We start from the raw sequence: 26457 nt of genomic DNA, 5'->3' as shown, positions 1-26457 counted from the left end.
TCATCTCCAATTACGCTTGAATAGAAAAATGAAATCATTTCTTGATTTATCACGTATCCAGAAACAATTGATAGCGGCGACGGCAGATTTAATTTTCCTGCCACTAACATTTTGTTGCGCAATTCTCTTGCGGTACGATTTATCAAGCGCCCCATTGTTTACGCATTACCTGTGGCTGATTATTTCCGTACCGGTCATTTCGATTCCTATTTTCATACGGCTAGGCTTGTACCGTGCCGTCATCCGTTTCATCGACCAGAAAATCGTTTATGTTGTCATACTCGGCGTTACTATTTCAGTAGCAATGCTGGTCACCTTGGCGGCCCTGGTCACCCATATGTCGGGTCTGTCGCGCGGCGTCTTTGGCATTTACTGGATCAGCGCAATCACCTATGTGGTGGCGAGTCGCTTCCTGGCACGTGGTTTTCTGCTGTACCCGCATGGCAGCCAGCAAACGGTGCGGGTCGCTATTTACGGCGCGGGAAAAGCTGGTTCGCAGTTGGCCAAAGCATTGCGCGCGGGCGAGGAGTATCTGCCGGTGGCCTTCATCGACGATATGGCGGAATTGAATGGCGCCACCATAGGCGGTATCAAGGTGCATAGCGCAGCCTATCTGCCGGAGTTGATCAGCAAGGCGAAGATCAGCGAAGTCCTGCTGGCCATGCCGTCGCTGTCTAAAAGCAGGCAAAAACACATCCTGAACAAGCTGGAAACGCTGAAGGTCAAGGTCAAAGTGACGCCGCCGGTGGAAAGCCTGGTCAGCGGCGAGCTGCGCTTGCAGGATGTGCGCGACATTGAAATCGAAGATTTGCTGGGACGCGACCAAGTCGCGCCCGATCTGACGCTGGTCGCCAGCTGCATCACTGGCAAATCCGTGATGGTGACCGGTGCCGGGGGCTCGATCGGCTCCGAACTATGCCGGCAGATTATCCGTTTGCGACCGGCGCGTCTGATTTTGCTGGAAATGTCCGAATTCGCTCTTTATTCCATCAAACAGGAACTCAAGGGATTGAACAGCGGCCAGGGATTTGAACTGGATCTGATTCCTTTCCTTGGTTCTGTACTGGATACGGAAAAATGCAAACGCATCATGACCACCTTCAAGGTTGAAACGCTCTACCACGCTGCAGCCTATAAGCATGTACCGCTGGTAGAACACAATCCGATCGAAGGGGTACGCAACAATGTATTCGGCACTTTGAGCATTGCGCGAGCGGCAGTGGAGGCGGAAGTAAAGTGTTTTGTGCTGATTTCAACTGACAAAGCGGTGCGCCCGACCAATGTGATGGGCACCACAAAGCGTTTTGCAGAATTGATTTTGCAAGCCTTTGCGCGCGAAGGCAATCGGACGCGCTTTTGCATGGTGCGTTTTGGCAATGTCCTGGGTTCATCCGGCTCGGTGGTGCCGCTGTTCCGTAAACAAATCATGAATGGCGGACCAATTACGTTGACCCACCCGGAAATTACGCGCTATTTCATGACTATTCCGGAAGCTGCGCAACTGGTACTGCAAGCCGGAGCCATGGGTTCGGGCGGCGATGTATTCGTCCTCGATATGGGAGAGCCAATCAAAATTATGGATCTCGCCGAAAGAATGGTGCATCTGAGCGGGCTTGAAGTCAGAAGCAAGGCCGCGCCGGATGGAATAGAAATTTCCCACGTCGGCTTGCGTCCTGGGGAAAAACTGTATGAAGAGTTATTAATTGGCGATAACGTTGAGGGCACCGAGCATCCCCTTATCATGCGCGCCCAGGAATCTGAAATTCCTTGGTCTGAATTGCAGATTATTTTAACGGACCTGGAAGCGGCTTGCGACCGTTTTGAATTCGAGACTGTACGTGCATTGCTGCTGCGCGCCGTTCAGGAATATTCACCGCAATGCGGAATCGAGGATCTGATCTGGTACGAGCAAAGACGGTCTGTCACGCCGCCCCGTAATTCCGCAACAGCACCCGCGGGCCTGCAAAATTTGAACGCATAGTGGTGCGGAAGCAACAGCAGCGGCACTCGTTCCACACTGCCTTGAAGCCCATGGAAAGGCGCAGATACAACACGCGTTGCGCCTTGATGACCTCCTTGGCCAGGCAAGTCGCCATCCTGTCAGACCACGATTAAAGGATATAATGAGCGTCGCACGGTTAACAGGATTCTCTTCATTTTCTTCTGCGCTGGCAAAATGATAAGCATTTTACATTTTCCCAAATGCATCACACCGGTAGATATCTATTGATACTCTGACTCCATTGATTTTATACATCGCATCCGCTTGAAGAGGAAAATCAATGGACGATGTTTTATTGGTATAGATAACAAACATACATCTAACATCTTTCTCTACTGCATGGCAACAACACCAACTGGTTCTGACATCAAGCGTCCAGGCCGGATGCAATAAGAGTGAAATAATTTTCAGCAAACAGCAATTTCTTTATCAACATCGACTTAGATAGCAAAAACAAATTATGGAAAAATATGATGAGCTCAGCGAAGAAAACAATGACGGCAATCAGTTTGGATTTCCTCTGAGTGATCTATTCCCTCCATTATGGCGTGCGCGCTGGATAATTATCGGCGTCACCGTCGTTGCATCAGGACTTGGCTTATGGCAGGGAATACGTGGTGCAAAATATCAAAGTGAAGGTTTCCTGCAGTTCGGTGGCGCCATTCCAATGCCATTGGATAGAAATATCAAGGACAAAGAACCTCCTCCTGGCATCATGCTGGCCGATTACAAGCGCTATGCCGCAGTCTTCAGTACTAGCGGACGCTTCAACGAATTTGTGCAGCAAAACAAGCTTGAAGCCACGCCTGGCGTAGAGGGTCTGCGCAAAGTATTTTCTTCCGCCGACGACATTGCAAAACTGATGCAGCCAGTTTTCCCATTCACAAAACTTGATGCCAAGGAATTGATGGAGCAGCCCAGGGATGGCGGCAACAATGTCATCGGTTTGCGCATCGTGTATGCGGCCGGAAGTGGTGAAAACGCCCAGCGCATGGTTGGCTTGTTGGGGCGCTATGCAATGGACAGCATTACTTATCTGATTTATTCCGATGTATTGCGTTTTAAGTATACCGAAATTACGGCACTTATTACCAGACTCGATAATGACATTATTGAAAACAAAGAAAAACTCGATCTTTATCAACGCAAAAGCGCAAATCTGAAACAGATTATGGCGCGCTACCCGGAGTCGGCCAATCAAACTTCGCGCCAGGTGATTTCAGTCACGGAAGACAATGCACGCTATTTGTCGCCGGTCACGCAGCTCATGACGACAGAAGTAGATACCGCGACAACCAACGAAGTGATTTACCATGCAAAACGCGAACAGCAAAAAAATATCTTGCTGCGTGAATACTACGGTCAAGCCAAAATTCTGCTGGATAACACTAAATCCGGAGAGGCCATCTTGCGTGGACTCGAGTCGGTAAAGCTGGCGGTGTTCAAGAACAAAGATTTAAAGGACAAGACCATCCAAGAGGTGTACAACAAAATCACCATGGACAACCAGCTGGCAAATAACCTGTACCTCGAAAAGAGCCGCTTTATCGCCGGGCCAAGCTTGCCGGAACACCGTTCGACGCGTCTGTCGGCCGCGCTGCTACGGGCCTTTGCAATGGGATTGTTTGGATCGATCATCGTCGTATTAGGACGTGCATGGTGGATTAAAAACCGCTCGAAGTTCGATATTTAAGGCTCTGTCATCGTCAAATAGGGGAAATGATGGAATCATTCCCCGGCTGCGCTGTCTGACTCTGCATACTCACCCTCGAGGGAGCAGATCATGCAGACAGCCGAATGGATCAGCTTTATCGCACAGTTTGCTCACCTGAGCAGACGCCAACGGCAGGCTGGAATCGTCCTGTTGCAGGGCAATACGCCCCACGACGCGACCGTGGCACTGCTTGAAAAGTTGGCGCAGACGCGCTTGGCCTGTCCCGCCTGCCACTCGGCTCACCTGCACCGGCATGGCCATGCGCACGGCCTGCAGCGCTACCGCTGCGTGCCCTGCGGCCGCACCTTCAATGCATTGACAGGCACGTCGCTTGCCCGCTTGCACCACAAGGCGCTATGGCTCGCATATGCCGATTGCCTGCTCGACTCCACCTCGGTGCGCCGGGCCGCTCTGCAGCTAGGATTGCACCGCAACACGACGTTTCGCTGGCGCCACCGCTTTCTCAGCATAGCGAAGACGGACCGGCCGCATGGCTTGCATGGCATCGCCGAAGCTGACGAATTCTATGTGCTGGAGTCGGAAAAAGGTGCGCGACAGATGACGCGTCCGGCCCGCCGCCGGGGTGGCCGTGCGCACAAACGCGGCATAGCCAATGAACAAATCTGCATCCTGGTGGCGCGCGACCGCACCGGGCAAACCCTGGATTTCATCACGGGCAAAGGGGCGTTGACGAAAGCACAGCTACACCGCTGTCTATCGCCCGTGATCGACAAGGATATCCTGCTGGTCACCGATGACCATGCGGCCTACCGGGCTTTTGCCAGCGAAGCGGGCATCAGCCACCAGACTGTCAACTTGCGCGCCGGCATCCGCGTGCAGGGCGCCGCCCACGTACAGAACGTCAACGCCTATCACCACCGCTTGCGGCAATGGCTACGGCCATTTCACGGCGTGGCCACGCGCTACCTGCCAAATTATCTGGGATGGCGCTGGATACTCGATGCCGGGCGCATCCGTTCACCCGAAACGTTATTGAAAGCAACGCTGGGAGCATTCCCACACTTGACGGTGACATAGCCATATTTAAATCTCCCGGAAAATGGAGCGGTATGCATCCACTCCCCCGAGCAAACATATTGCCAATCATTGCAAGCTGCACGCCGTATCATCGTGTACGGCGCTGTCGGCACCAGAATTGTGATTTCTTCGACAAAATGCACAATCTTTCTTCAACTGGCATTTACTGTTTCAGCAAACCGCCCAGCAAGGCCGCCACTTTCTGCTTCGGCTTACTCACTGTCGGTGCGATGACCGTGCTGACAGGCGCGGCGACCTTGGCTGGCTCGTACGGTTTCAAGAACCAGGGATCAACCTTGTCGCGGCGCGCGCCGGGAACCGATGGACGGTTGCCGCGCTCCGGCATGCGGCTCGCCGGCCTGACTTCAGCGTCGCCGGCATAGCGTGGCGCGCGCGCCTCGCCTTCGGCCGGGCGGCGCAACGATGGACGACGTTCGCTGTCGCCACGACTGGAAGACGGTATGAAACCCGTCAGTTCGCCGCGCTTGATGCTTTGCTTGATCAGTTTTTCGATATCCGTCAGCAGGCGCTCGTCCTTGTCCGAATAGATCGAAATGGCGTCGCCCGAGGCGCCGGCGCGGCCCGTGCGGCCGATGCGGTGCACATAATCTTCAGCGTTGTAGGGCAAATCGAAGTTGATGACGCACGGCAGGTCCGAGATATCGAGGCCGCGCGCGGCCACGTCGGTGGCGACCAGCACGTCGATTTCGCCCTTCTTGAACGCTTCCAGCGCCGCCATGCGCTCCTGCTGGCTCTTGTCGCCGTGAATCGCCGTGGCACTCATGCCTTCCTGCTCCAGCACGCGGGCCAGGCGCGAAGCGCCGATCTTGGTGTTCGAAAACACGATGACCTGCTTCAGGTCGCGCTGACGCAACAGATGGGCTACCAGCGCATGCTTCTGGTCTTCCGGCACCTTGTAGACCACTTGCGTGACCTTGTCGGCCGTCTGGTTGCTGCGCGCCACTTCGATCGTCAGCGGATCGTTGAGGAAGGTCGCGGCCAGCTTCTTGATTTCCGGCGAGAACGTGGCCGAGAACATCAGGTTCTGGCGTTGTTTTGGCAGCAAGTTGATGATGCGTTGCAAGTCAGGCAAGAAACCCATGTCCAGCATGCGGTCGGCCTCATCCATGACCAGCATCTGCACCTGGCTCAGACTGATGTTCTTTTGCTCGATATGGTCGAGCAGACGGCCCGGCGTGGCAATGACGATTTCCACACCACCACGCAGGATGACGGTTTGCGGCTTCATGTCCATGCCGCCAAAGACGACGGTCGAGCGCAGCGGGGTGTGCTTGGCATAAGCCTTGACGTTTTCCGCCACCTGCACCGCCAGTTCGCGGGTCGGCGTCAGGATCAGCGCGCGCACCGGATGGCGGGCGGGCGACATGCTGCTGCTGGCATGGGCCAGCAGCAACTGGATGATCGGCAGCGAAAAGCCGGCCGTCTTGCCCGTACCCGTCTGCGCGGCGCCCATCACGTCGCGGCCTTGCAGGACCACGGGGATCGCCTGTTCCTGGATCGGTGTCGGATGGGTATAGCCCTGCTCGGTCAGCGCGCGCAGGATCTCGGGGGCCAGGCCAAAGTCGGCAAAACTCACGGTAGGGGCAGCAATGGGGGGAGGAGGTACAACAGGTGCCGTCGTGGCGGCAGGCGCCGCGTCAGTGGCGATCGCCGGGCTGGGCGTAGGAGTCGATTCGGTTTCAGACATAAATTTTCTGGTGTGCCTCCGCACTGCGGAAGCCATGCTTTCTCAATAAACAACATTTCGGGGCACGGGCAGCTCCGTCTTGCAAGCCATGGATCATTGTTCTTGCGGCACTTCCGTCCTCCGGGACATGCTGTAGGGCGAGTGCGGGAGCGTCGGGGAAGTGTGCTGCGATGGCGGCGGAGATCGCGCCGGCGGAACATCGCGCGCAGAAGATACAATATCAGTGCTGTAAACGATACCCTAATTCACCGCAACTGTACACGGAAACCGTGATTTTTGAGCAAAAAACGTTCCAGCAACGGCTTGCCCGAATACCGTATCATGCCGGCTCCGCCCCCCCCTTGCAACCCACTTCCGCCACCATGTCCAGCGCTTCCCCTCCCCACGATCCCCAGCCGCAGCCGCAGCCGCCTGTCAAACCAGGCAATGACGAGTGCTGCCATAGCGGCTGCACCTTTTGCGTGCTGGAAATGTACCAGGAAGACCTGGCCGCCTACGAAGACGCGCTGCGCGCATGGCAACAACGCCAGGCCAACGTCGCTGCCGCAGGGCCCGCCAAAACCGTCAGCAAGCGCCGCAAGCCGGCCCAGCCTTAAAAGGTTTCCCACTCATCGGCCGGCGCGCTGCGCGTCGCGGCAGCCAGTTGTCGTGGCGCCGCCGCGGTCGTCCGCGCCGGCACTGCCACGGCGGCCACTGTCGAGGCCGGCCGCGGCGCGTGTACGACGGCGCTGGCGGCATCGAGCTTGAAGATGCTGACCACCTCGCTCAAGCTGGCGGCCTGCTCCTGCATCGACTCGGCCGCCGCGGCCGCCTCTTCCACCAGCGCCGCATTTTGCTGCGTGACCTGGTCCATCTGGGCGATCGCCTGATTCACTTGCTCGATACCGGCGCTCTGCTCGTTGCTGGCGGCCGTGATCTCGCTCATGATGTCCGTCACGCGCGTGATGCTGGCGACGATGTCGTCCATCGTACGGCCCGCCTGGTCCACCAGTTTTGAGCCCGCCTCGACCTTCTCGACGGAATCGCCGATGAGCACCTTGATATCCTTGGCCGCCGCGGCCGAACGCTGCGCCAGGTTGCGCACTTCCGTCGCCACCACGGCAAAGCCTCGCCCTTGCTCGCCCGCGCGTGCCGCCTCGACAGCCGCATTCAGCGCCAGAATATTGGTCTGGAAGGCGATGCCGTCGATGACGGCGATGATGTCGACGATCTTGCGCGAGGACGCATTGATCGACGCCATCGTGCCCACCACTTCGCCCACTACCTTGCCGCCCTCGATGGCGATGCTCGACGACGTCAGCGCCATGGTGTTGGCCTGGCGCGCATTGTCCGCGTTCTGCTTCACGGTCGAGGTCAGCTCTTCCATCGACGAAGCCGTCTCTTCCAGCGAGCTGGCCTGCTCTTCCGTGCGCGACGACAGGTCCTGGTTGCCGGCCGCAATCTGGCTCGACGCCGTGGCGATGGTGTCCGTACCGCTGCGCACCTGCCCCACCAGGTTTTGCAGGCTGGCATTCATCTCTTTCAGGGCCAGCATCAGCTGCCCCGTTTCATCTTGCGATTGCACCACAATGTGCGCCGTCAAGTCACCGGCCGCCACCTGGCGCGCCACACCGACCGCCTCGATCAGCGGACGCGACACGCTGCGCGCCACCCACAGCGCCAGCAGCATGCCGACGGCCACAATGCCCACCACCAGGCCGATCAGGCTGACGCGCGAGGCCGCATAGGTTGCATCGGCGCTGGCGCTCGAGCGCACGCCACCATCGGAATTGATGCTCACCAGCTTATCCAGGACCACCATCATGTCGGTCATGACCTTGGCCGATGGCCCCACGGCCAAGGCGCGCGCCTCTTCCTTTTTCATCTCGCGCGACAGGCTCAGCATGGTCGCATGCAGGCGCATGAATTCATCGTTAAGCGCCAGAAAGCGCTCGAAGACTTCCAGCTCGCCCGGTTCGGAAATCAGCGCGCGGTACTTGTCGCCGTCCGCCTTCAGCTTGGCTTGCGTTTCCGTCATGCGCGTTTCATTCTGCGCCATGTCGGCGTCTTGCGCGGCCAGCATGTGCGCCAGTTCCCAGCGGCGGAAATCGCTGACATCGCTGCGCATGGACATGGCCGCCAGCACGCTGGGCATCCAGTTGGCGGACAGGTCGGTCGATGCGGTATTGATGCGCGCCATGGAAAAAATCGCCGACACGCCCAGTGCCGCCGTCAATAACAGCACGGCGCCAAACGACAAGATCAACTTGGTGGCAATTTTCAGATCAAGAAACCATTTCATGCGTTGCTTCCTTCATTAAGTCAAACGGGGGCGAGGCCGGCGCACGCGATCAACGGCGCGACGAAAGCACGGTAAGGACACGCTGCGGCCACAGGGAGCGCAGCACGACAGGCATCGCAGGATGGTGGCAGGGCAGGCAGCGCGAAGCAACAGCGCGCACCGCGACATGCCCTGCACACAAACGCAGTTCATACTGAGACGCAAGTCAAATTTCCGCACCGCAACATTTTATCACCGCAGCTCGAGGGCACAGGATGGTTTGACCGCTCCATGCAGGCAAAGTTCGCTTTATGCCGGCTTCATGTCGCATTTTTGCCAAACCACTGTTATTTACCGGCGGGGATAAGAAAAAGCCGGCGTAGGAGTCGGATGACACGAGGCAATGTTCCTAGCCTACATAAGCGCGTCGGCTCATCCGATGCCAGCGAACGCCCCCTCGTCTTATAGTGGATACAACATTCAGCACAACGCTAGCAAGCCGGAAGCGCAGCGCCATCCAACAAAATCAGAAGACGAGGCCATATCATGTACAAAGCTTATAGCAACCTGACCCCAGCCACGAATCACCATGCCGCCGCCCAGCATGACTGGCAAGCAGCCCCGGCAAAAACGCCGGCCGCGCCGATGATCAGCATCACCGGTGCGCAACAGAACGAATTGCTGCGCGCCTTGTCGCGCACCGATCTGGAGCGCCTGTTTTGCCAGCTTGAACTGGTCGCCCTGCCTGCCGGCAAACACCTGTTCGATTGCGGCGGCAAGATCGAGTACACCTACTTCCCCACCAACGCCATCGTTTCCCTGTTGTATGTGATGGAAGACGGCGCCACCACCGAGATCGCCGTCATCGGCCGCGAAGGCGTCGCTGGCGTGGTGCTGTACGAAGCCGAGCGCGCCACCTGCACGGCCATCGTGCAAAGCGCCGGCTACGGCTATCGCCTGAAAACGGCCTTCCTGCGCGAAGTGTTCAATGAAGGCGGTGCGCTGGCGCAATTGTTGATGCGCTACACCAGCGCCATGTTTGCGCAAATGGCGCAGAACGTGGTCGGCGGCCGCCATTGCAGCATCGAACAAAAGCTGTGCCGCTGGCTGCTGGACCGCCTCGACCGTTCACTGTCGAACGAGCTGAAAGTCACCCAGGACACCATGGCCAACATGCTGGGCGTGCGCCGCGAAAGCGTCACCGTCACGGCGCGCAAGTTACAGGACGAAGGTTTGATCCAGTACCGCCGCGGCACGGTGGAAGTACTGGACCGTGAAGGCCTGGAAGTGGCGGCAGGCAATTGCTACAAGGCAGCACGTGCCGGCTTCGAACAATTCCGCAGCGGCATCAGCGCCCACAATTAAGCAGCGATCACGGCTTGGCGGAGCAGTGTTGCGGCAGGAAAGCAACACCTTGCCCCGCCAGTCTCCGCTTCATCTTGCCTTACGCCATTCCAGGCTCTATCATCCTCGAAGAAATTTCCTTGTGGAAACTTTATTTCCCGCATGGCATATTTATCGCGTAGTTAGATTAACGACTGGAGTCCGTAAGCATGAAACAGCAACACCTGATCGCCGCCTTGCTGGCTGGCATGTTCTGCGCAAGCCAAGCCCAGGCAGAAATGGCCATCTCGGCCGACGTGGGCACCACGGGCGTGGGCGCACACCTGAGCGTGCCGCTGCAATCGAACCTGAATGCCCGTTTCGGCGTCGGCTTCCTGAACTACTCGTACGACTCCAGCACCGACGACGTCGACTACAAGCTGAAGCTCAAGCTGCGCACCTTCGACGCCCTGCTCGATTACTTCCCCATGGACGGCGCCTTCCGCGTCAGCGCTGGTGTCGTGTACAACGGCAATAAAATCGACGCCAAAGGCAAGCCGAACAAAACCGGCAGCTACACGCTCAATGGCAATACCTACACGGCAGCCAGTGCAGGCCAGCTGGACGGCACTATCGACTTCCGCAAGGTCGCTCCCTACATCGGCATCGGCTGGGGCAACCCGGTAAAAGAAGCCGGCTGGGGCATTTCCAGCGATATCGGCGTGCTGTTCCAGGGTTCGCCAAGCACCTCGCTGCGCAATACCGGCTGCGACCCGCTCGTATGCGCCGCCCTGAAAACGGACGTTGCCGCTGAAAACGAAAAACTGGCCGACAAGGTCAAGGATTTCAAGGCTTACCCGGTGCTGCGCATCAGCGCCACTTACCGCTTCTAAGCTAGGCGCGAACGCGCCACGCCACTCATCAAAGCACGCTGCGGCGTGCTTTTTTCCTGTCCGCCGGCGACTTAAAACGTGCGGCATGGAAATAATCCCTGTGATTCAATGTGCACTGCAACATACTTTGACCAACCTCAAGGAGTATGCGATGAGCGGCACATTACGCGAACAATTGATCGGCACCTGGCAACTGCAGTCCTACACGGAAACAGCGGTGGGCGAATCGCACGCCTCCTACCCGATGGGCGAGGATGCGCAAGGCACCATCTTGTATGCACCGGACGGCTACATGGCCGCGCAGCTGATGCGGCGGGGCCGCAAGCCATTTCCGGGCGGCGATCTCTACCAGGCCAGCGCCGACGAGTTCCGCGATGCAGCGAGCGCTTACCTCAGCTATTCCGGCCCCTACCACGTCGATGAACAGCAAGGATTGCTCAGCCACTACGTGGAACTGTCGCTGTTCCCCAACTGGATAGGCCAGGTGCAACAGCGCGTCGCGCGCCTCGACGGCGATATCTTGCACCTGAGCACATACAAACCCATGCTGGCGCACGGACGCGAAGTGATCGCCCACCTGCGATGGAAGCGCGCCGTGGCGCCTGCCAAACCCGCCTAATCCGCGCCCCCGCCGTTCGGCCACCAGCCGGGCACGCCGTCCTCGAACGAGTGATACGCCGGCGCGAACGCCGCCTGGCCGGGATCGTCGAAACTGCCCACCAGCAAGGCCACCGTCGGCGCATCATCGATGGCGCCGATGGAGCTGCCGCAAGTGGCGCAAAAGGCGCGGCTGGAATAAGCGGAAGAACGGTAGGTGGCCGGCGCGCCGGCCATGCCCGTCCAGCGCACTTGATCGCGCGCAAACTCCACCCACGCGGCCGTCAGCGCCCCCGTGTGCCGCTGGCAATTACGGCAGGCGCAGCCATGCGGATTGGCGCCCACGCCCGTCACCTCGAAGCGCACGGCGCCACACAAGCAGCCGCCCGCCTGCACCACGTTTTCCATCGTATTCCCTTCTGCGTTAGCCCAACGACAGGTACCCGGTACAATATTGCCACACACCACAGTACTGGGGTTGGCCCAGGCATCATGAAAGCAGGAATGGAAGAGATCAATTGCGAAGGACTGCCGCACATCCGCGTGCTGGCAGGCGAAAATAAAGACGGGCCCGTGTATGAAACCCTGCCGGCGCGCCAGATCGACGAGCACGTCTACGAACTGCTGGCCTCGCCAGGCCTGACCCTGAACCTGGCGCGCGGCGACATCGTCAGCATCGCCGACCCGCTCGCCCGCGCCGAAGTCTTGAAGCGCGGCGGCAACTTCTGCATCCAGATCTACGCCGATGCCGTCGACCAGGCCGCCGTCGAGCAGCTCGAACGCGACGTGCAAAGCCAGCTGGGCGGCACCATGGATGGCCAGTACAAGGGCAACCTGACCTTCAGCGTGCCGGGACACCACGGCATCTACAACGTCAACGCCCCCTTCGACGCCTTCCGCGAAGCGACGGGTGTCCAATGGTACTTCGCCAACATCTACGTCAACCTCGATGACGACGATGATGAAACCCTGCTCAACTGGTGGGTGGGGATGTAAGACGGCTGGCATGCTGAAACGCTGCCATGATGCGCATCAATACCGCGCATTTCTCCGTGTACGTATCAAGACGCGCGCACGCATCTGGCGCATGCTTGCGCCATCGTCCACCATGGGGAGCAATTGCATGCCGTACATTGCGCGCGCCGATTATGCCAAGCAAAAAGAAGTCGTGGGAAATGGCCAGTGCGACACCCTGGTCCAGCATCTCGCTGGCGCCCGCGCCTCTTCACTGTGGCGCGAAGGTGCCAGCGTGCCCGATCTGCTGGAAAAAGGGCGCATTGCGAAAGGCACGGTGATTGCCACCTTCGTCAACGGTCGCTATCAACATCTGCCGCATGGCAACCATGCCGCGCTGTTTATCCGCCAGGTACCCGGCGGCATCGAAATTTTCGACCAGCGGCGCAACCACAAACCCGGCACCCGCGTGATTCACTTTGGCCGTTCGGCGGCGGGACCGGCGAATCGCCCGGAGCGCTATGCGGTGGTCGAATGAAGCCGTTCGCGCTGCCGGTTTCCCATGACGGCCATGACACGGCAAGCAGCCGCTGCAGCGCCTAAACGGCCGCCAGTTTGTCGCCGCCAGCAGCCAACGCCCCGTGCGGCCGAAACCAGACGAACTTTCCCGTGACCGGCTGGTACAGCAATGGCCCTTCATCGGACAAGGTCAACAGGCAAGGCCAGCATGCGGCAAGCACGGCTCGCGTCAGCACATAGGCGAGCGACCGGCTGGCGATGAAAAAGAGGGGGTCTGCGACGACGCCATGGAAATGGCCGATGAGAAATGCGGCCACGCTGCCCTGTGACGCAGGATGCTCGAAGGACAACACGGCATCGAACTCCGCTTGCCAATCCGGTCCGCAAACCGTCGGGCCCAGGCGATGTCCGTTGGATAAATGCATGGGATGAGTCTCGTCCGGTTGCGCAGAGACATGGCGCGTCCACAGCCGCGCCGCGGCGTCTGGCGTCAGCGCGCGCACCTGTGCCCGCATCTGTGCCGCGACATGAAAATCGGCATCGAAAAATGGCCAGTCCGGCTCAGGCTGGAGCGGCCGGCAAGCGTCGGCGGTCAGGATCATGGGAAATAAACAAGGCACACGGGTGTGCGGCGATTGTAGCTGATCGCACGGCCCCGCAGACAGGCGTCCCGTGCGTGGGGCAGCCATCCGGACTCATCAGTACGTGCTACCATGCAAGATGCATCCACCGCTTTCAAGACACGCCATGAAGTACAGCTTATTCCTGTTTGACCTCGACGATACCCTGCTCGATTTCAGGGCGTCCGAAAAACGTTCGTTCCTGCACACCATGCAGACCCTGGGCTTGCGCGACGGCATCGATGCCCTGTTTACGCGCTACCAGGAAATCAATGTCGATCTGTGGAAACGTTTCGAAACCGGCACCGTGACCAAGGACTTCCTGAAAGTGGAACGCTTCCGCAAGTCCTTCCGGGAAAACGCCATTGACCTGGACCCGGAACTGGCCAGCCGCCTGTATCTGGACTCCCTGCCCGACACGGTCGTGCTCATCGATGGCGCCAGACAAGTCTGCGAAGCCCTGTCAGCCATCGGCGAAGTGGGCATCATCACCAACGGCGTCGAAGCCATCCAGAACCGGCGCATCGCCGCATCCGGCCTGAGCGACTACATTTCCTTCGTCGCCACCTCCGAAGCGTGCGGGCATGCCAAGCCCGATGTGCGCTTCTTCGACTATGCCGCCAACATGGCCCGCCCGTTCAGCAAGGACGCGGCCGTCATCATCGGCGACCGGCTCGACGCCGACATCCTCGGCGCCAACCGCTACGGCATCGACAGCTGCTGGTTCAATCCGGACCGCCTGGCCAATACCTCGGCCGCCACGCCGACCTATGAAGTGAGCAGCCTGCATGACATCGTGCCGGTGCTCGACGCGCTGCCGGTCAAGCTGAAACGGGCTTGATCGGCGACAAGCGCACCGCGTGAAATACGCTGGCGGCGGCACGAAAACACGCCGCTTCTCACGTACCATCAGGACTTTCCATCCTGGTGACAGCCCATGCCGCCCTGCACCGTCCTGATCGCCATCGCGGCACTGCTCCTGTTCCTTGCCATGCTGGCCATGCGTGGGAACAGCAAGTCCCGTATGCCGCTGCGGCTGCAAAGAAAACCCGTCATGACGGCGCGGGAGCAGCGGATGTACCACCTGTTGCAGGCGGCCTTGCCGGAATGCACGGTACTGGCGCAAGTGGCATTTTCCGCGCTGGTGACGGCAAAAGGATGGGCAAACAGAAACCGTTTCGACCGCAAGGTCGCCGATTTTGTCCTGTGCAGCCAGCAACTGCACGTCATCGCCGTGATCGAACTCGACGATAGCAGCCACACCGGCCGCGCGCGCCAGGATCGGGAGCGCGACGCCATGCTGAGGCAGGCGGGCTATGTCACCTTGCGCTATGCAAATTTCCCGACGCACCAGGCGCTGCGCACCGATATCGAGCAGTTGCTGATGCAAAAAACCGGCATGAAAGCCGATGTGCTGCCCGCCTGACTGCGCGCCTACACATCAGTCGCGCGTCAGCACTTCCAGCAGTTCAATCTCGAACATCAAATTGGCATTCGGCGGAATCAATCCCACCTGGCGCTCGCCATATGCCAGCTGCGCCGGCACCCACAGCTTGCGCGTGCCACCGACCTGCATGCCTTGCAAACCCAGTATCCAGCCCTGGATCACCTTGTTATTGCTCAACACGCAGCGGAAAGGCTCGCCGCGCCGGTGCGACGAATCAAACTCCGTGCCATCTTCCAGCCAGCCCCGGTAATGCGCCGTGATCAGCGCGCCGCGTGCCGCCGCCTTGCCATCGCCCACCACGACATCTTCAATCGTCACTTCAGCCGTCATCTCGTTTCATCTTTCATCAAATCGCCATGCCGCGATTGTACGACAGCATGAAAAAAGCCCCGGCAGTCACCCGCCGGGGCTCGTTCTATCCTGCTAAATTCTGGTGGGCCTCCCGTGAGTCGAACACGGCACCAACGGATTATGAGTCCGCTGCTCTAACCAAGCATGAGCTAGAGGCCCTGGGACTGCGGCGGGGCGGCGCTGTTGATGCCCGCCTCGCGCGGCCGTTTTGGAAACGGACACGCGAGGATAGGGGTATCAGGGGCGTACGTCAAGCCCTATTGGCTTCTAGTTGCCTTCCAAGAAGCTTTTCAGCTTGTCGGAGCGCGATGGGTGGCGCAGCTTGCGCAGCGCCTTCGCTTCGATCTGGCGGATGCGCTCGCGCGTCACGTCGAATTGCTTGCCCACTTCTTCCAGCGTATGGTCGGTGGACATCTCGATGCCGAAACGCATGCGCAACACTTTCGCTTCGCGTGGCGTCAGGGAATCGAGCACGTCCTTGACCACGCCGCGCATCGAGGCATGCAGGGCCGCGTCGGCCGGTGCCAGGGTGTTGTTGTCCTCGATGAAGTCGCCCAGGTGGGAATCGTCGTCGTCGCCGATCGGCGTTTCCATCGAGATCGGTTCCTTGGCGATTTTCATGATCTTGCGGATCTTGTCCTCGGGCATTTCCATCTTGATCGCCAGGGTGGCCGGATCGGGTTCCGCGCCTGTTTCCTGCAGGATCTGGCGGGAAATCCGGTTCATCTTGTTGATCGTCTCGATCATGTGCACGGGAATGCGGATCGTGCGCGCCTGGTCGGCGATCGAGCGCGTGATGGCCTGGCGGATCCACCAGGTCGCATAGGTCGAGAACTTGTAGCCGCGGCGGTACTCGAACTTGTCGACGGCCTTCATCAGGCCGATATTGCCTTCCTGGATCAGATCGAGGAATTGCAGGCCGCGGTTCGTGTATTTCTTGGCGATCGAGATGACCAGGCGCAAGTTGGCCTCCGTCATTTCGCGTTTGGCCTTGCGCGCCTTCATTTCACCGGCCGCCATCTGGCGGTTGATGTTGCGCAAGTCCGGCAGCGGCAGCACGACGCGCGCTTGCAGGTCGATCAGGCGCTGCTGTAGTTCCTTAACGGTCGGAATGTTGCGGCCCAGGATGGCGCTGTACGCATGTCCGGCGTTGACTTCGCCATCGACCCAGTCGAGATTGGTTTCATTGCCGGGGAAGACCTTGATGAAGTGGGCGCGCGGCATGCCGCAGCGGTTCACGGCCACGTCGAGGATCTGCTTCTCGATATGGCGCACTTCGTCGACCTGGCCACGCAGGGTGTCGCACAGCTTTTCCACCACCTTGGCCGTGAAGCGGATGCCCAGCAACTCTTGCGAAATGGCTTCCTGCGCCTTGGCGTACGGTTTCGAGTTGTAGCCTTCCTTTTCGAAGGCGCGGCGCATCTTGTCGAATTGCTGAGAAATGACGGCGAATTTCTCCAGTGCCGTGCGTTTCAGCGTTTCCAGCTGTTCGGCGGAGAAGCCGGCGGCGCCTGACGCACTCGCTTCTTCCTCTTCTTCCCCTTCCTCTTCTTCCGCCTCGCCCTCTTCCTCGTCCTCCTCGACGGGAGCGGACACGACAGGGGCAGCGGCGACCGGCTCGTTTTCATCGACGAGGCCATCGACGATTTCGTCGATCTTGATCTCTTCGTTGGCGATGCGGTCGGCGGCGGCGATGATTTCGGCGATCGTCACGGGGCAAGCCGAGATGGCCTGGATCATGTCCTTCAAGCCATCTTCGATGCGCTTGGCAATCTCGATCTCGCCTTCGCGCGTCAGCAGCTCGACCGAGCCCATCTCGCGCATATACATGCGCACGGGATCGGTGGTGCGGCCGAAATCGGAATCGACGGTCGACAATGCGGCCTCGGCGGCAGCTTCCGCCTCGTCGTCGCTGGTGACAACGGCAACGTTATCCGACAGCAACAACGTTTCCGCATCGGGCGCGTGCTCGTAGACGGCGATGCCCATGTCGTTGAAGGTGCCGATGATGCCTTCGATGGCTTCCGGATCGACGATATTTTCGGGCAGGTGATCGTTGATTTCGGCGTAGGTGAGGAAACCGCGTTCCTTGCCGAACTTGATCAGGGTCTTGAGTTTCTGGCGCCGGCGCTCGAGTTCTTCCTCGCTCGCTTCCGTGTCGGACGAGAAGGCGTCCTTCAGCAGCGCGCGCTCCTTCGCCTTGCGATCCTTGGCCTTGGCCTTGTCGACAGCCTTCAGTTCGGCCCGCTCGACGGCGTTCAGCGCGGCGACTTCATCATTTTCTGGCTGGAATTCTTTAGGCTTGCGGCCGCGGCGGCCTGGCACTTTTACCAACGGCAAGACATATCCGGACGTATCGATCGCGGCCAGCGTGGCGGCGTCGGTGGTCTGGCTGACCACGGGCGCGCTGGTCACGCGCGCTTCTGGCCGGTCGAGCGCCTTTTCGGCTTTCGTGGTAACTTTAGTGGGCTTTACAGCCGCTTTGGATTCGGGTTTCTTGATTGGCACAGGCGCTTTCGATTACACAACGACTTGCTTTACGGTGGATTAGGATAAAGTTTGCTGCCAGTTCCCTGTCTACCTGCGGGAACCACCATCTTCGAACCTGCCGACTACGCAAATTCGACACTGTTACGTTACTTACACCTCATCGGCCACGATCTGCGGGATACGCAGCACTTCCTGTCCACCGACTGTCGCCAGCCGTGTTCGGCAGAAAATTCTGCATCCGACCGCGTTGGGAGCGAGAGCCTGGCGCGGCTTGCCAGCGTCTGCAAGACTTGCCTGCAACGCCGAAAACGCCAGTTGGCCCTGGCTGCCGACACGATCTTCCGCGCCGATCAAGAGCCTAACTTACTGAAAACAAATACTATTTACGAAACAGAACTAGCTTGCCAAAGCACACAATACTTAGCATTTAATTATAGCACGCGAAAAATGTTTTTCCAGTGCGCGCCATACCCTCAGGGCAAGATTAGCGATTCACCAACTCGGCATCGCGCTCGCGCTCCAGCGCCCCCTGCTCCTGCATGATTTCGCGGTAGCGTACACCAATTTTCTCGGATGGCAAACCCGAGGCAAACAATTGCTGCAATTCCGCCTTCAAGGCATTCAATTTGATCTCGCGTATGGTGCTGACCAGCCACGACAATTCGCTGTCGTAATCGGATTCCGTGCCGGCCGCGATCTCGCCGATGATCTCGTCGTATTCGCTGCCCAGCTCCTTCAACTGCTGCGCCAGCGCGGCAAAACTGCCGTGCTCGCCGAGCGCCTGACCCACGGCCACCAGCTGCCCCAGGCTGTGCGCCGCATCGGGCCCCAGGTGCTGGAAGGCGGCCAGCGCCGCCTCATCGATGCGCAGGGTCAGCGGCGGATGCGCCACCAGCATGCGCATGATCTTCAATTCCAGCCCGACCGGCACGGGACGGCCCGATTTCGGCGGCGCGCGATGCGCCACAGCAACAGGTTTCGCCAGCTCGAACAAGCCTTCGATCTCGGCCGGCGTGGACTGCGTCAGCTGCGCCAGGCCGCGCACGATCTGCAGCCGCAACGATGACGGCGCCATCAGCTGCAGCAGCGGCTTGGCGTCGAACTGCACGCGCGCGCGCCCTTCCGGCTCCGACAGGTCATGCTCGCCCGACACTTCCTTGAGCAGGAATTGCGACAGCGGCATGGCTTCATGCACTTGCTGCTCGAAGCCTTCGGCGCCAAATTCGCGGATGTAGCTGTCCGGATCGTGTTCGGACGGCAAGAACAGGAACTTGATCGTCTTGTTGTCCGACACATGGGCCAGGCTCGCTTCCAGCGCGCGGCGCGCGGCGCGGCGGCCGGCCTTGTCGCCATCGAAACTGAAGATCACGTTGTCCGTCTGGCGCAGCAGTTTTTGCACGTGAGTGGGCGTGCACGCCGTGCCCAGGGTCGCCACGGCTTGCGGGAAACCCATCTGCGCCAGCGCCACCACGTCCATATAGCCTTCCGTCACCAGCACGTAGCCGGCATCGCGGATGGCCTGGCGCGCCTCGAACAGCCCATAGAGTTCGAACCCCTTGGAAAACAAGGGGGTTTCCGGCGAGTTCAGGTATTTCGGTTCGCCATGGTCGAGCACGCGGCCGCCAAAGGCGATGACTTGCCCCTTGGTATTGCGGATCGGGAACATGATGCGTTCGCGGAAGCGGTCATAGCGCTTGCGGTTATTCCCCTCTTCATCAACCTTGTCGATCACCAGGCCCGCTTCGGCCAGGGCCACCACGTCGTAGTCGGGGAAGACGGAACGCAGGTTGTCCCAGCCGCCCGGCGCGAAGCCCATGCCGAAGCGAGCGGCCACTTCGCCCGTCAAGCCCCGGTTCTTCAGGTAGGCGATGGCTTCCGGCGCATGGCGCAATTGCCCGCGGTAGTAATCGCACGCCTGCGTCATGGCATCGGACAGGGCCAGGCTCTGCGCCTGGATCTGCGCGCGCTGGGCCGGCGGGATCTTGTCGTCCGCCTCCGGCACCACCATGCCCACGTTCTGCGCCAGGTCCTTGACGGCGTCGACGAAACCCATGCCCGAGTACTCGATCAGGAAGCCGATCGAGGTGCCATGCGCGCCACAGCCGAAGCAATGATAGAACTGCTTGGTGGGACTGACGGTAAAGCTGGGCGACTTTTCACTGTGGAACGGGCACAGGCCCATGAAATTGGCGCCACCTTTTTTCAGTTGCACATAGCGCCCCACGACATCGACGATATCGACGCGGTTGAGCAAATCGGAAATGAAGGATTGAGGTATCACTGGCTAGGGCGGGTCTTGTTATAGGTCAGACTATACTACCGCACGTGGCCGGAGGTTGAGCCAGGTCAACGTGTGGGCTGTTGGACGGCTGCCAGCGTGGGCCGGCAGCCGTGATTGCTGCTTGCTTGTTATATGCGGCTCAGGCAGCCGGCGTCAATGCCTTCTTGACCAGCGCCGAGACGACGGTCATGTCGGCGCGGCCAGCGAGCTTCGGCTTGACGATGGCCATCACCTTGCCCATGTCCTGCGGACCGGCGGCGCCCGAGGCGGCCACGGCGGCAGCCACTTCGGCCGCCACTTCCTCGTCCGACAGGCCGGCAGGCATGTAGCCCGTCAGGTGCACCAGTTCGGCTTTCTCGATATCGGCCAGGTCGGCGCGGCCACCAGCTTCGAATTGCGTGATCGAATCCTTGCGCTGCTTGATCATCTTTTCCACGATGGCCGTCACGTGCGCATCCGTCAGTTCGATGCGCTCGTCGACTTCCTTGCGCTTGATTTCCGCCAGCAACAGGCGAATCGTGCCCAGCTTGCCCGCTTCCTTGGCGCGCATGGCGTTTTTCATGTCTTCGGTAATTTGTTCTTTCAAGCTCATGGCAATCCTCGTTGGTCAGTGGTGTTCGATGCTCGTGCGCGCGACGGGGCCAGAAAAGCGAAAACCCGCTGCGGCGAACCGGAGCGGGTATGCGACTCATCTGAAGTATAACCCCAGGCGAATCAAAACAAAACCCGTGGCGAACAATGCGCCGTGCTACCCGGGTTGGTTCTGACTGAACAGTCTTAGAATAATTTTTTCGGCAGTTGTTGGCTGCGGATGCGTTTGTAATGACGCTTGACAGCAGCTGCCAGCTTGCGCTTGCGCTCAGCTGTTGGCTTTTCGTAGAATTCGCGAGCGCGCAATTCGGTCAGCAGACCAGTTTTTTCGATGGTGCGTTTGAAGCGACGCATTGCGACTTCGAACGGCTCGTTTTCTTTAAGGCGAATAGTGGTCATGTAAAATTCAAACCGTTGAGGTGGTGTATAGGAAGAGATAGATAGTAGCAGCTTTTATTCGGAAAGGGAAGCCCCTCCCCCACTTGCGTGCGGCATGCAGCCTGAGATTGCTGCCCGGCTGTGGTGTAAACCACGCATCCGGACAGCAGTTTACCTCAAACGGACGTCTTGCGGCGGCGCGCCATGAAGCCCAGCAATCCCAGGCCCGCCAGCAGCATGGCGTAGGTGCCCGGTTCCGGCACGGCGCTGACGTTCATGCTGACGCCATCGAGGAAGGCCGAGGTATCGTAGGCATTGTTCGGGTTGATGCCGGCAAAGCTCAGGGTATGGCTGCCGGCGCCGATGTTGAGCGCGTTCACATTGAAGCTGGTCCAGCCCGTGTTCGTCACCGCATACTGGCCCAGCAGGCTGCCATCGAGGCTGACCGTCACGGCCTGGCCCTGGTCGTAGCCGGGCCGCAGCGCCAGGTTGAAGGCGAACGTGTAGTCGGCCGCGCCCGAGCTGACGAAGCTTTGCGAGATCGATGCCGTATTTTGCAGGAAGGCAAAGGCATTGCCCTCCTGCGCCACGCCATTCCACGCCGTGTAGCTGGCCGACACGCCGGCGCCGCCCGTGAAGCTCCAGCCCGGCGCCACATTGCCATACACGTAGCCGCCACCGACGGTATTGTTTTCAAAACCACCATTGCTCAGCACGGGGGTGCTGGCAAGGGCGGCGCTACTGAGCAGGGTTGCTGCGACGGCGGCGATCAGGTGTTTCATGGCGACTCCAGGGCGATGGTCAGGGATGCCTGACATTACACTCAGGCATGAAAAATGTTTAAAAATCAATTTACATGCCAAGTATTCAACATCACTTGATCGAAGTCAAGAACATTGTCACCAATAATCACCTGCCGCCGTGAAATAACAACTGATTGTTACTGCAAGGCAATTCCTGCCGCCACGCCCGAAGCCCAGGCCCACTGGAAGTTATAGCCGCCCAGCCAGCCCGTCACATCCACCGATTCGCCGATAAAGTACAGACCCGGCACCTTGTTCGCCATCATGGTTTGCTGCGACAGTTCGCGCGTGTCGATGCCGCCGCGCGTCACTTCGGCCTTGCGGTAGCCTTCGGAACCGTTCGGCACGATGGACCAGGCATTGATGGCCTGCCCCAGCTTGCGCAACTGCGCGTCCGGCATGTCGGCGATGCGCGCATCGGGCGCCAGGCCGTTGACGGCCAGCAAGCAGTCGGCCAGGCGTTGCGGCAGCCATTGCGCGACGATATTGCCCAGCTGCTTCTTCAGGGTGCCCTTGCCTTCGATCAAGGTCTGCGCCACGTCCACTTCCGGCAGCAAATTGATGACGATGGGCGTGCCCGGCAGCCAGTAGCTGGAAATTTGCAGGATCGCCGGCCCCGACAGGCCACGGTGCGTAAACAGCAAGTCTTCGCGGAAACGCGCGCCCGTCGCCTTGCGGCCCTTCAGGCTGCCCGTCTCCACGTCCACTTCCAGCGCGATGCCGGACAGCTCCGCGAACGGCGCCCAGCTGGCCGGGTCGAACGTCAGCGGCACCAGCGCCGGACGCGGTTCGACCATCTGCAGCTTGAACTGGCTGGCGATGCGGTAGGCGAAGTCGGTGGCGCCGATCTTCGGGATCGACAGGCCGCCCGTGGCGATGACGATGCTGGCCGTCTCGATGTCGCCGCTGTCCGTCTGCAGCACAAAGCCGCCGTCATCTTGCTGAACAACATCGTCGATCTTGCACGGCATGCGCCAGTGCACGCCGCCAGCGGCGCACTCGTCCTTGAGCATGTCGATGATCTGCTCGGCCGAGTCATTGCAAAACAGCTGGCCCTTGTGCTTCTCGTGGTAGCCGATGCGGTATTTTTTCACCAGCGCGAGGAAATCCTGCGGCATGTAGCGCGACAGCGCGCTCTTGCAGAAATGCGGATTTTCCGAGAGGAAGTTCTGCGGCGTCGCATTAATATTGGTGAAGTTACAACGTCCACCACCCGAGATGCGGATCTTTTCGGCCAGCTTGGCCGCGTGATCGATCAACACCACGCGCTTGCCCTGCTGGGCGGCCACGGCCGCACACATCATGCCGGCCGCGCCCGCGCCGATCACTGCCACATCAAATTGTTTTGCCATAAGAATTCCGGTCACCGCTGATTACAAAGACGCCATTGTAAACTGCGGCGACGCGGCTAGCGCGGCCGTGCTGCAATCTGCCGCGACGCCATCAGGCATTGCGCGACCTGCTCGGCAATCGATGGCGGCACGGGCACGTCGCCGCGCAGCACGGCGGCGATCCACTCGGCGGTCGTGGCCGCATCGCGCTCGGCCGGCAAATGCGGCAATTGTTCCACCAGCAACTGTTTTTCCACCAGCACCGTGCGTTCACCGTCGTGGAACCAGTCGATCTGCTGCGCCTTGTTGGCGTTGGCCACCGTCTCGCCTTCCGTGCCGCGCATGAGAAAAGCGTCACCGCACCCGGGCGGAGAGGCCGTGAGGAAATATTCGCCGAGCATTTCCAGGTATTCCGGATGCGTGTACGACACCAGGCGCAAGGCCGGCCCGGCAAACGGCTGCATGATTTTCACGAGCGTGTGCGTGGAATTGCGCACGCCCAGCACGCGCCGCAGCGACAGCAGATACGCCATGCGCGGCGCCAGGGCCGCGATGGGCAGGAAGGCCACCTCGCCGCGCGCCATGGCGGCCTCGGCTTGCGCATGGTCGGCCGAGGCGGGCACGCCCAGGTCGGCCAGCACCTCGGCCGTCGTGATGCGGCCCGGGTCGCTGGTGACGCCGTGCACGAGCACGGGTGCCCCGGCGCGCGCCAGCAGCAGCGCCAGCAGGGCCGTCAGGTTGGCCATCTTGCGCGCGCCGTTGTAGCTGGGAATGACGATCGGGGCGAACTCGCCGGCCGGCGCGGCCAGCGGCGCGAACGAGGCTTCGGCCGCGTCGAGGAAACCGGCGATCTCGTCCACGGACTCGCCCTTGATGCGCATCGACAACAAAATGCCGCCCAGCTCCAGGTCCGAGACGCGGCCCTCGAGCATGGCGCGGTACAGGGCGCGGGCATCCATGCGCGTCATGCTGCGCGCGCCGTTCTTGCCGCGCCCTATTTCCTTGATGAAACGTGCAGCGGGAAATGGCTCGCCGGCCACGTCGGTATGGGGTATGGAAACAGTAGTCATGGCGCCAGCTTACACGGATTGCTCGCCATGCTGCCAGCCTGCGCGGCCAACTATGCGCAGATGCAACAGTCCAGCGATAAATATTTCTCCCAAGAATTTTCATCGGCAATGAATCCGCCCGCGCGCGCGCTGCGTATAAGCATGCACGGGAGGAGTCATCATGGAACACGCGATCAAACAGGAAACCGCCTTTGCCGGCATCGAAACGAGCAAGCTGCTGCTCAAGGCCGTGCTGATCTCGGGCGATGAAACGCTATGCAAGGTGCTGGAAAACGACCTGGCCGGCTACCGCTGGCTGCGCAGCTGGCTGCAAAAGAACGACGTGAACGCCATGGGCTTGCGCGTCTGCATGCGCCTCGATGCGCCGTACAGCGAGGTCCCGGCCCGCGTGCTGGCAGGCATGGGCATGCTGGTCTGCGATGCCCAGCCTGCCCAGCTGGAAGCATATGTGCGCGGCCATGGCTTGCCCGGCAATGCGGCGGGCGGCGCCGCCGTGCTGGCCCGCTATTGCGCCGATACGCGCCCGGCGCTGTGGACGCCGCCTTCGCCCGCCTACGTGGAACTGCGCCTGTGGCTGCGCCGCCTGCATGCCATCGTCGCCGTGCGCAAGCAAGAATCGGCGCGCCTCGATGCGCACCTGCAAGCCGGCCAGCATGCGCTGCACGCCCTCGTGCGCCAGCAGATCGCCTGCCTGGACGCGCAGATACGCCAGCATGAAAGCGCCATCCTCGCCCATGTGCGGCGCCACCCCGGCCTGCCCAAGCCGCCCGAGCTGGCCGGCAATTACCAGCGCATCGCCCGCTACACCTTTGCCGACAGCCAGGCCGGCGGCCAGTAAACGTCCGGACCAGGCAGGGCCGACGGCGTGCCGGCCCTGTCATAAAAACAACTGAGCCATTCCCGTTTTAGCCCCATCCCCGCCGCCAGGCCGCATTTCCGCTACACTATTGCCTCTTAAAGAACGCAATAGCGAAAGCCTAGCCAGAATCATGAATACGCCAGACATCGAAAATATCAACGTCACCTCCTTCGCGCCCATGCCGACACCGGCCGAACTGCACGCCAAGCTGCCGCTGTCGGAAAGCGCCTTCGACACCGTCAGCCGCGGCCGCGAAGCGCTGCGCAACATCATCGACCGCAAGGACCAGCGCCTGTTCGTCGTCGTCGGTCCCTGCTCCATCCACGACCCGGTCGCCGGCCTCGATTACGCGCGCCGTCTGAAGGCGCTGCAAGAGGAAGTCAAGGACACGATGCTGCTGGTGATGCGCGTGTATTTCGAAAAGCCGCGTACCACCACGGGCTGGAAGGGCTATATCAACGACCCGTACATGGACGACTCGTTCAAGGTCAACGAAGGCATGGAAAAGGCGCGCCAGTTCCTGCTCGATGTGTGCGAACTGGGCCTGCCCACCGCCACCGAAGCGCTGGACCCGATCTCGCCGCAATACCTGGGCGATCTGATCGCCTGGACCGCCATCGGCGCGCGCACCACGGAATCGCAGACGCACCGCGAAATGTCGTCCGGCCTGTCGACACCCGTCGGTTTCAAGAACGGCACCGATGGCGACATCAGCATCGCCGTCAACGCCATCCTGTCGTCGGCGCACCCGCACTCCTTCCTCGGCATTAACGGCGAAGGCAATGTGGCCATCGTGCGCACGCGCGGCAACGCGTATGGCCACGTGGTGCTGCGCGGCGGCGACGGCCGCCCGAACTACGATTCGGTGTCGATCGCCATCGCCGAACAGGCCTTGGCCAAGGCCAAGCTGCCGGCCAACCTGGTGGTCGACTGCTCGCACGCGAACAGCTACAAGAAGCCGGAACTGCAACCGCTGGTGATGGCCGACGTCGTCAACCAGATCCGCCAGGGCAACCGCTCGCTGGTGGGCGTGATGATCGAATCGAACATCGTCGGCGGCAACCAGAAGATCCCGCAAGACCTGTCGCAACTGACCTACGGCTGCTCCGTCACCGACGGCTGCATCGACTGGGACACGACGGCCACCATGCTGCGCGACGCGCATGCGCACCTCGTCAATCGCCCGGCATAAAATATTACGGCTAACAATGTTGTCGGATTACGGCCC

Annotated in this window: 25 protein-coding genes and 1 tRNA gene; 13 read left to right on the top strand and 13 right to left on the bottom strand. The window is 60.2% G+C overall.

The window, feature by feature from the left end; all coding sequences use genetic code 11:
- Positions 1-28: 28 nt before the first annotated feature.
- The 3 genes from O0880_RS03235 to O0880_RS03225 all read left to right on the top strand — a co-directional run bounded on the left by O0880_RS03235 (position 29) and on the right by O0880_RS03225 (position 4754).
- Positions 29-1981, top strand: coding sequence for a nucleoside-diphosphate sugar epimerase/dehydratase (locus O0880_RS03235; RefSeq protein ID WP_289885029.1), 1953 nt, complete (start codon positions 29-31; stop codon positions 1979-1981).
- 481 nt (positions 1982-2462) lie between these two features.
- The gene (locus O0880_RS03230) at positions 2463-3695 is read left to right on the top strand and encodes a lipopolysaccharide biosynthesis protein (protein WP_289885028.1); all 1233 of its coding nucleotides are present in this window, start codon (positions 2463-2465) and stop codon (positions 3693-3695) included.
- Positions 3696-3785: 90 nt separating this feature from the next.
- Entirely contained in the window at positions 3786-4754 is a 969-nt protein-coding gene (locus tag O0880_RS03225; protein WP_289885027.1) for an IS1595 family transposase, read from the top strand.
- A 163-nt stretch (positions 4755-4917) separates the two neighbouring features.
- On the opposite strand, the gene O0880_RS03220 is transcribed toward O0880_RS03225, so the two are convergent.
- Positions 4918-6462, bottom strand: a complete 1545-nt coding sequence (locus O0880_RS03220) for a DEAD/DEAH box helicase (RefSeq protein WP_289885026.1) — start codon at positions 6460-6462, stop codon at positions 4918-4920.
- Positions 6463-6803: 341 nt separating this feature from the next.
- Between O0880_RS03220 and O0880_RS03215 the strand changes: the two genes are divergently transcribed.
- Entirely contained in the window at positions 6804-7058 is a 255-nt protein-coding gene (locus O0880_RS03215) for an oxidoreductase-like domain-containing protein (protein ID WP_289885025.1), read from the top strand.
- Here O0880_RS03215 and O0880_RS03210 read toward each other — a convergent pair.
- Entirely contained in the window at positions 7055-8743 is a 1689-nt protein-coding gene (locus tag O0880_RS03210; RefSeq protein ID WP_289885024.1) for a methyl-accepting chemotaxis protein, read from the bottom strand. The genes O0880_RS03215 and O0880_RS03210 overlap by 4 nt on opposite strands.
- 624 nt (positions 8744-9367) lie before the next feature.
- On the opposite strand from O0880_RS03210, the gene O0880_RS03205 reads away from it, so the two are divergent.
- The 3 genes from O0880_RS03205 (at position 9368) to O0880_RS03195 (ending at position 11557) form a co-directional block, all read left to right on the top strand.
- Complete coding sequence (locus tag O0880_RS03205; RefSeq protein ID WP_289887281.1) at positions 9368-10087, top strand: Crp/Fnr family transcriptional regulator; 720 nt, start codon at positions 9368-9370, stop codon at positions 10085-10087.
- 188 nt (positions 10088-10275) lie between these two features.
- Positions 10276-10938 (top strand): hypothetical protein, encoded by a 663-nt coding sequence (locus tag O0880_RS03200; RefSeq protein ID WP_289885023.1) that lies wholly within the window; start codon positions 10276-10278, stop codon positions 10936-10938.
- 151 nt (positions 10939-11089) lie between these two features.
- On the top strand, positions 11090-11557 hold the full coding sequence (locus O0880_RS03195; protein WP_289885022.1) for a lipocalin-like domain-containing protein: 468 nt from the start codon (positions 11090-11092) through the stop codon (positions 11555-11557).
- On the opposite strand, the gene O0880_RS03190 is transcribed toward O0880_RS03195, so the two are convergent.
- A complete protein-coding gene (locus O0880_RS03190; RefSeq protein WP_289885021.1) occupies positions 11554-11943 on the bottom strand; it encodes a GFA family protein in 390 nt (129 codons plus the stop codon). The genes O0880_RS03195 and O0880_RS03190 overlap by 4 nt on opposite strands.
- Positions 11944-12027: 84 nt before the next feature.
- Here O0880_RS03190 and O0880_RS03185 point away from each other — a divergent pair, with 84 nt between their 5' ends.
- Together O0880_RS03185 and O0880_RS03180 are read left to right on the top strand one after the other, a co-directional pair.
- Complete coding sequence (locus tag O0880_RS03185; protein WP_289885020.1) at positions 12028-12531, top strand: DUF4265 domain-containing protein; 504 nt, start codon at positions 12028-12030, stop codon at positions 12529-12531.
- 10 nt (positions 12532-12541) lie between these two features.
- Positions 12542-13027 carry a BPSL0067 family protein gene (locus O0880_RS03180; protein ID WP_289885019.1) on the top strand — a complete coding sequence of 162 codons (486 nt, stop codon included), beginning with the start codon at positions 12542-12544 and terminating at the stop codon, positions 13025-13027.
- Positions 13028-13088: 61 nt separating this feature from the next.
- On the opposite strand, the gene O0880_RS03175 is transcribed toward O0880_RS03180, so the two are convergent.
- On the bottom strand, positions 13089-13610 hold the full coding sequence (locus O0880_RS03175; RefSeq protein WP_289885017.1) for a DUF2947 family protein: 522 nt from the start codon (positions 13608-13610) through the stop codon (positions 13089-13091).
- A 145-nt stretch (positions 13611-13755) separates the two neighbouring features.
- On the opposite strand from O0880_RS03175, the gene O0880_RS03170 reads away from it, so the two are divergent.
- Together O0880_RS03170 and O0880_RS03165 are read left to right on the top strand one after the other, a co-directional pair.
- Positions 13756-14469, top strand: a complete 714-nt coding sequence (locus O0880_RS03170) for a YjjG family noncanonical pyrimidine nucleotidase (protein ID WP_289885015.1) — start codon at positions 13756-13758, stop codon at positions 14467-14469.
- A gap of 150 nt (positions 14470-14619) precedes the next feature.
- Positions 14620-15054 carry a DUF2726 domain-containing protein gene (locus O0880_RS03165; protein WP_289885014.1) on the top strand — a complete coding sequence of 145 codons (435 nt, stop codon included), beginning with the start codon at positions 14620-14622 and terminating at the stop codon, positions 15052-15054.
- A gap of 15 nt (positions 15055-15069) precedes the next feature.
- Here the strand turns inward: O0880_RS03165 and O0880_RS03160 are convergent, their stop codons facing one another.
- The 9 genes from O0880_RS03160 to ybiB all read right to left on the bottom strand — a co-directional run bounded on the left by O0880_RS03160 (position 15070) and on the right by ybiB (position 24370).
- Positions 15070-15405 carry an FKBP-type peptidyl-prolyl cis-trans isomerase gene (locus tag O0880_RS03160; protein ID WP_289885013.1) on the bottom strand — a complete coding sequence of 112 codons (336 nt, stop codon included), beginning with the start codon at positions 15403-15405 and terminating at the stop codon, positions 15070-15072.
- Between the two features lie 101 nt (positions 15406-15506).
- Positions 15507-15585 (bottom strand) — tRNA-Ile (locus O0880_RS03155).
- A 108-nt stretch (positions 15586-15693) separates the two neighbouring features.
- Positions 15694-17934 (bottom strand): RNA polymerase sigma factor RpoD, encoded by a 2241-nt coding sequence (rpoD, locus tag O0880_RS03150; protein ID WP_289885011.1) that lies wholly within the window; start codon positions 17932-17934, stop codon positions 15694-15696.
- Positions 17935-18400: 466 nt separating this feature from the next.
- Positions 18401-20197 carry a DNA primase gene (gene dnaG / locus O0880_RS03145; protein WP_289885010.1) on the bottom strand — a complete coding sequence of 599 codons (1797 nt, stop codon included), beginning with the start codon at positions 20195-20197 and terminating at the stop codon, positions 18401-18403.
- Between the two features lie 139 nt (positions 20198-20336).
- Positions 20337-20789, bottom strand: coding sequence for a GatB/YqeY domain-containing protein (locus O0880_RS03140; RefSeq protein ID WP_034746974.1), 453 nt, complete (start codon positions 20787-20789; stop codon positions 20337-20339).
- 185 nt (positions 20790-20974) lie between these two features.
- Entirely contained in the window at positions 20975-21187 is a 213-nt protein-coding gene (gene rpsU, locus O0880_RS03135; protein ID WP_008451879.1) for a 30S ribosomal protein S21, read from the bottom strand.
- 155 nt (positions 21188-21342) lie between these two features.
- On the bottom strand, positions 21343-21948 hold the full coding sequence (locus tag O0880_RS03130; RefSeq protein ID WP_071322141.1) for an FxDxF family PEP-CTERM protein: 606 nt from the start codon (positions 21946-21948) through the stop codon (positions 21343-21345).
- A 158-nt stretch (positions 21949-22106) separates the two neighbouring features.
- Positions 22107-23321, bottom strand: a complete 1215-nt coding sequence (locus tag O0880_RS03125) for an NAD(P)/FAD-dependent oxidoreductase (protein WP_071322140.1) — start codon at positions 23319-23321, stop codon at positions 22107-22109.
- A gap of 56 nt (positions 23322-23377) precedes the next feature.
- Positions 23378-24370 carry a DNA-binding protein YbiB gene (gene ybiB, locus O0880_RS03120; RefSeq protein ID WP_289884968.1) on the bottom strand — a complete coding sequence of 331 codons (993 nt, stop codon included), beginning with the start codon at positions 24368-24370 and terminating at the stop codon, positions 23378-23380.
- Between the two features lie 160 nt (positions 24371-24530).
- On the opposite strand from ybiB, the gene O0880_RS03115 reads away from it, so the two are divergent.
- Together O0880_RS03115 and O0880_RS03110 are read left to right on the top strand one after the other, a co-directional pair.
- The gene (locus O0880_RS03115) at positions 24531-25208 is read left to right on the top strand and encodes a hypothetical protein (protein ID WP_289884967.1); all 678 of its coding nucleotides are present in this window, start codon (positions 24531-24533) and stop codon (positions 25206-25208) included.
- Between the two features lie 151 nt (positions 25209-25359).
- Entirely contained in the window at positions 25360-26421 is a 1062-nt protein-coding gene (locus tag O0880_RS03110) for a 3-deoxy-7-phosphoheptulonate synthase (RefSeq protein WP_070254320.1), read from the top strand.
- Positions 26422-26457: the final 36 nt, after the last annotated feature.

Origin of the sequence: Janthinobacterium sp. SUN118 (assembly GCF_030397695.1) — a bacterium.
Lineage (GTDB): Bacteria > Pseudomonadota > Gammaproteobacteria > Burkholderiales > Burkholderiaceae_D > Janthinobacterium.
Note: the sequence above shows the minus strand (reverse complement) of the source record. Positions and strands in the feature narration are given on the sequence as shown.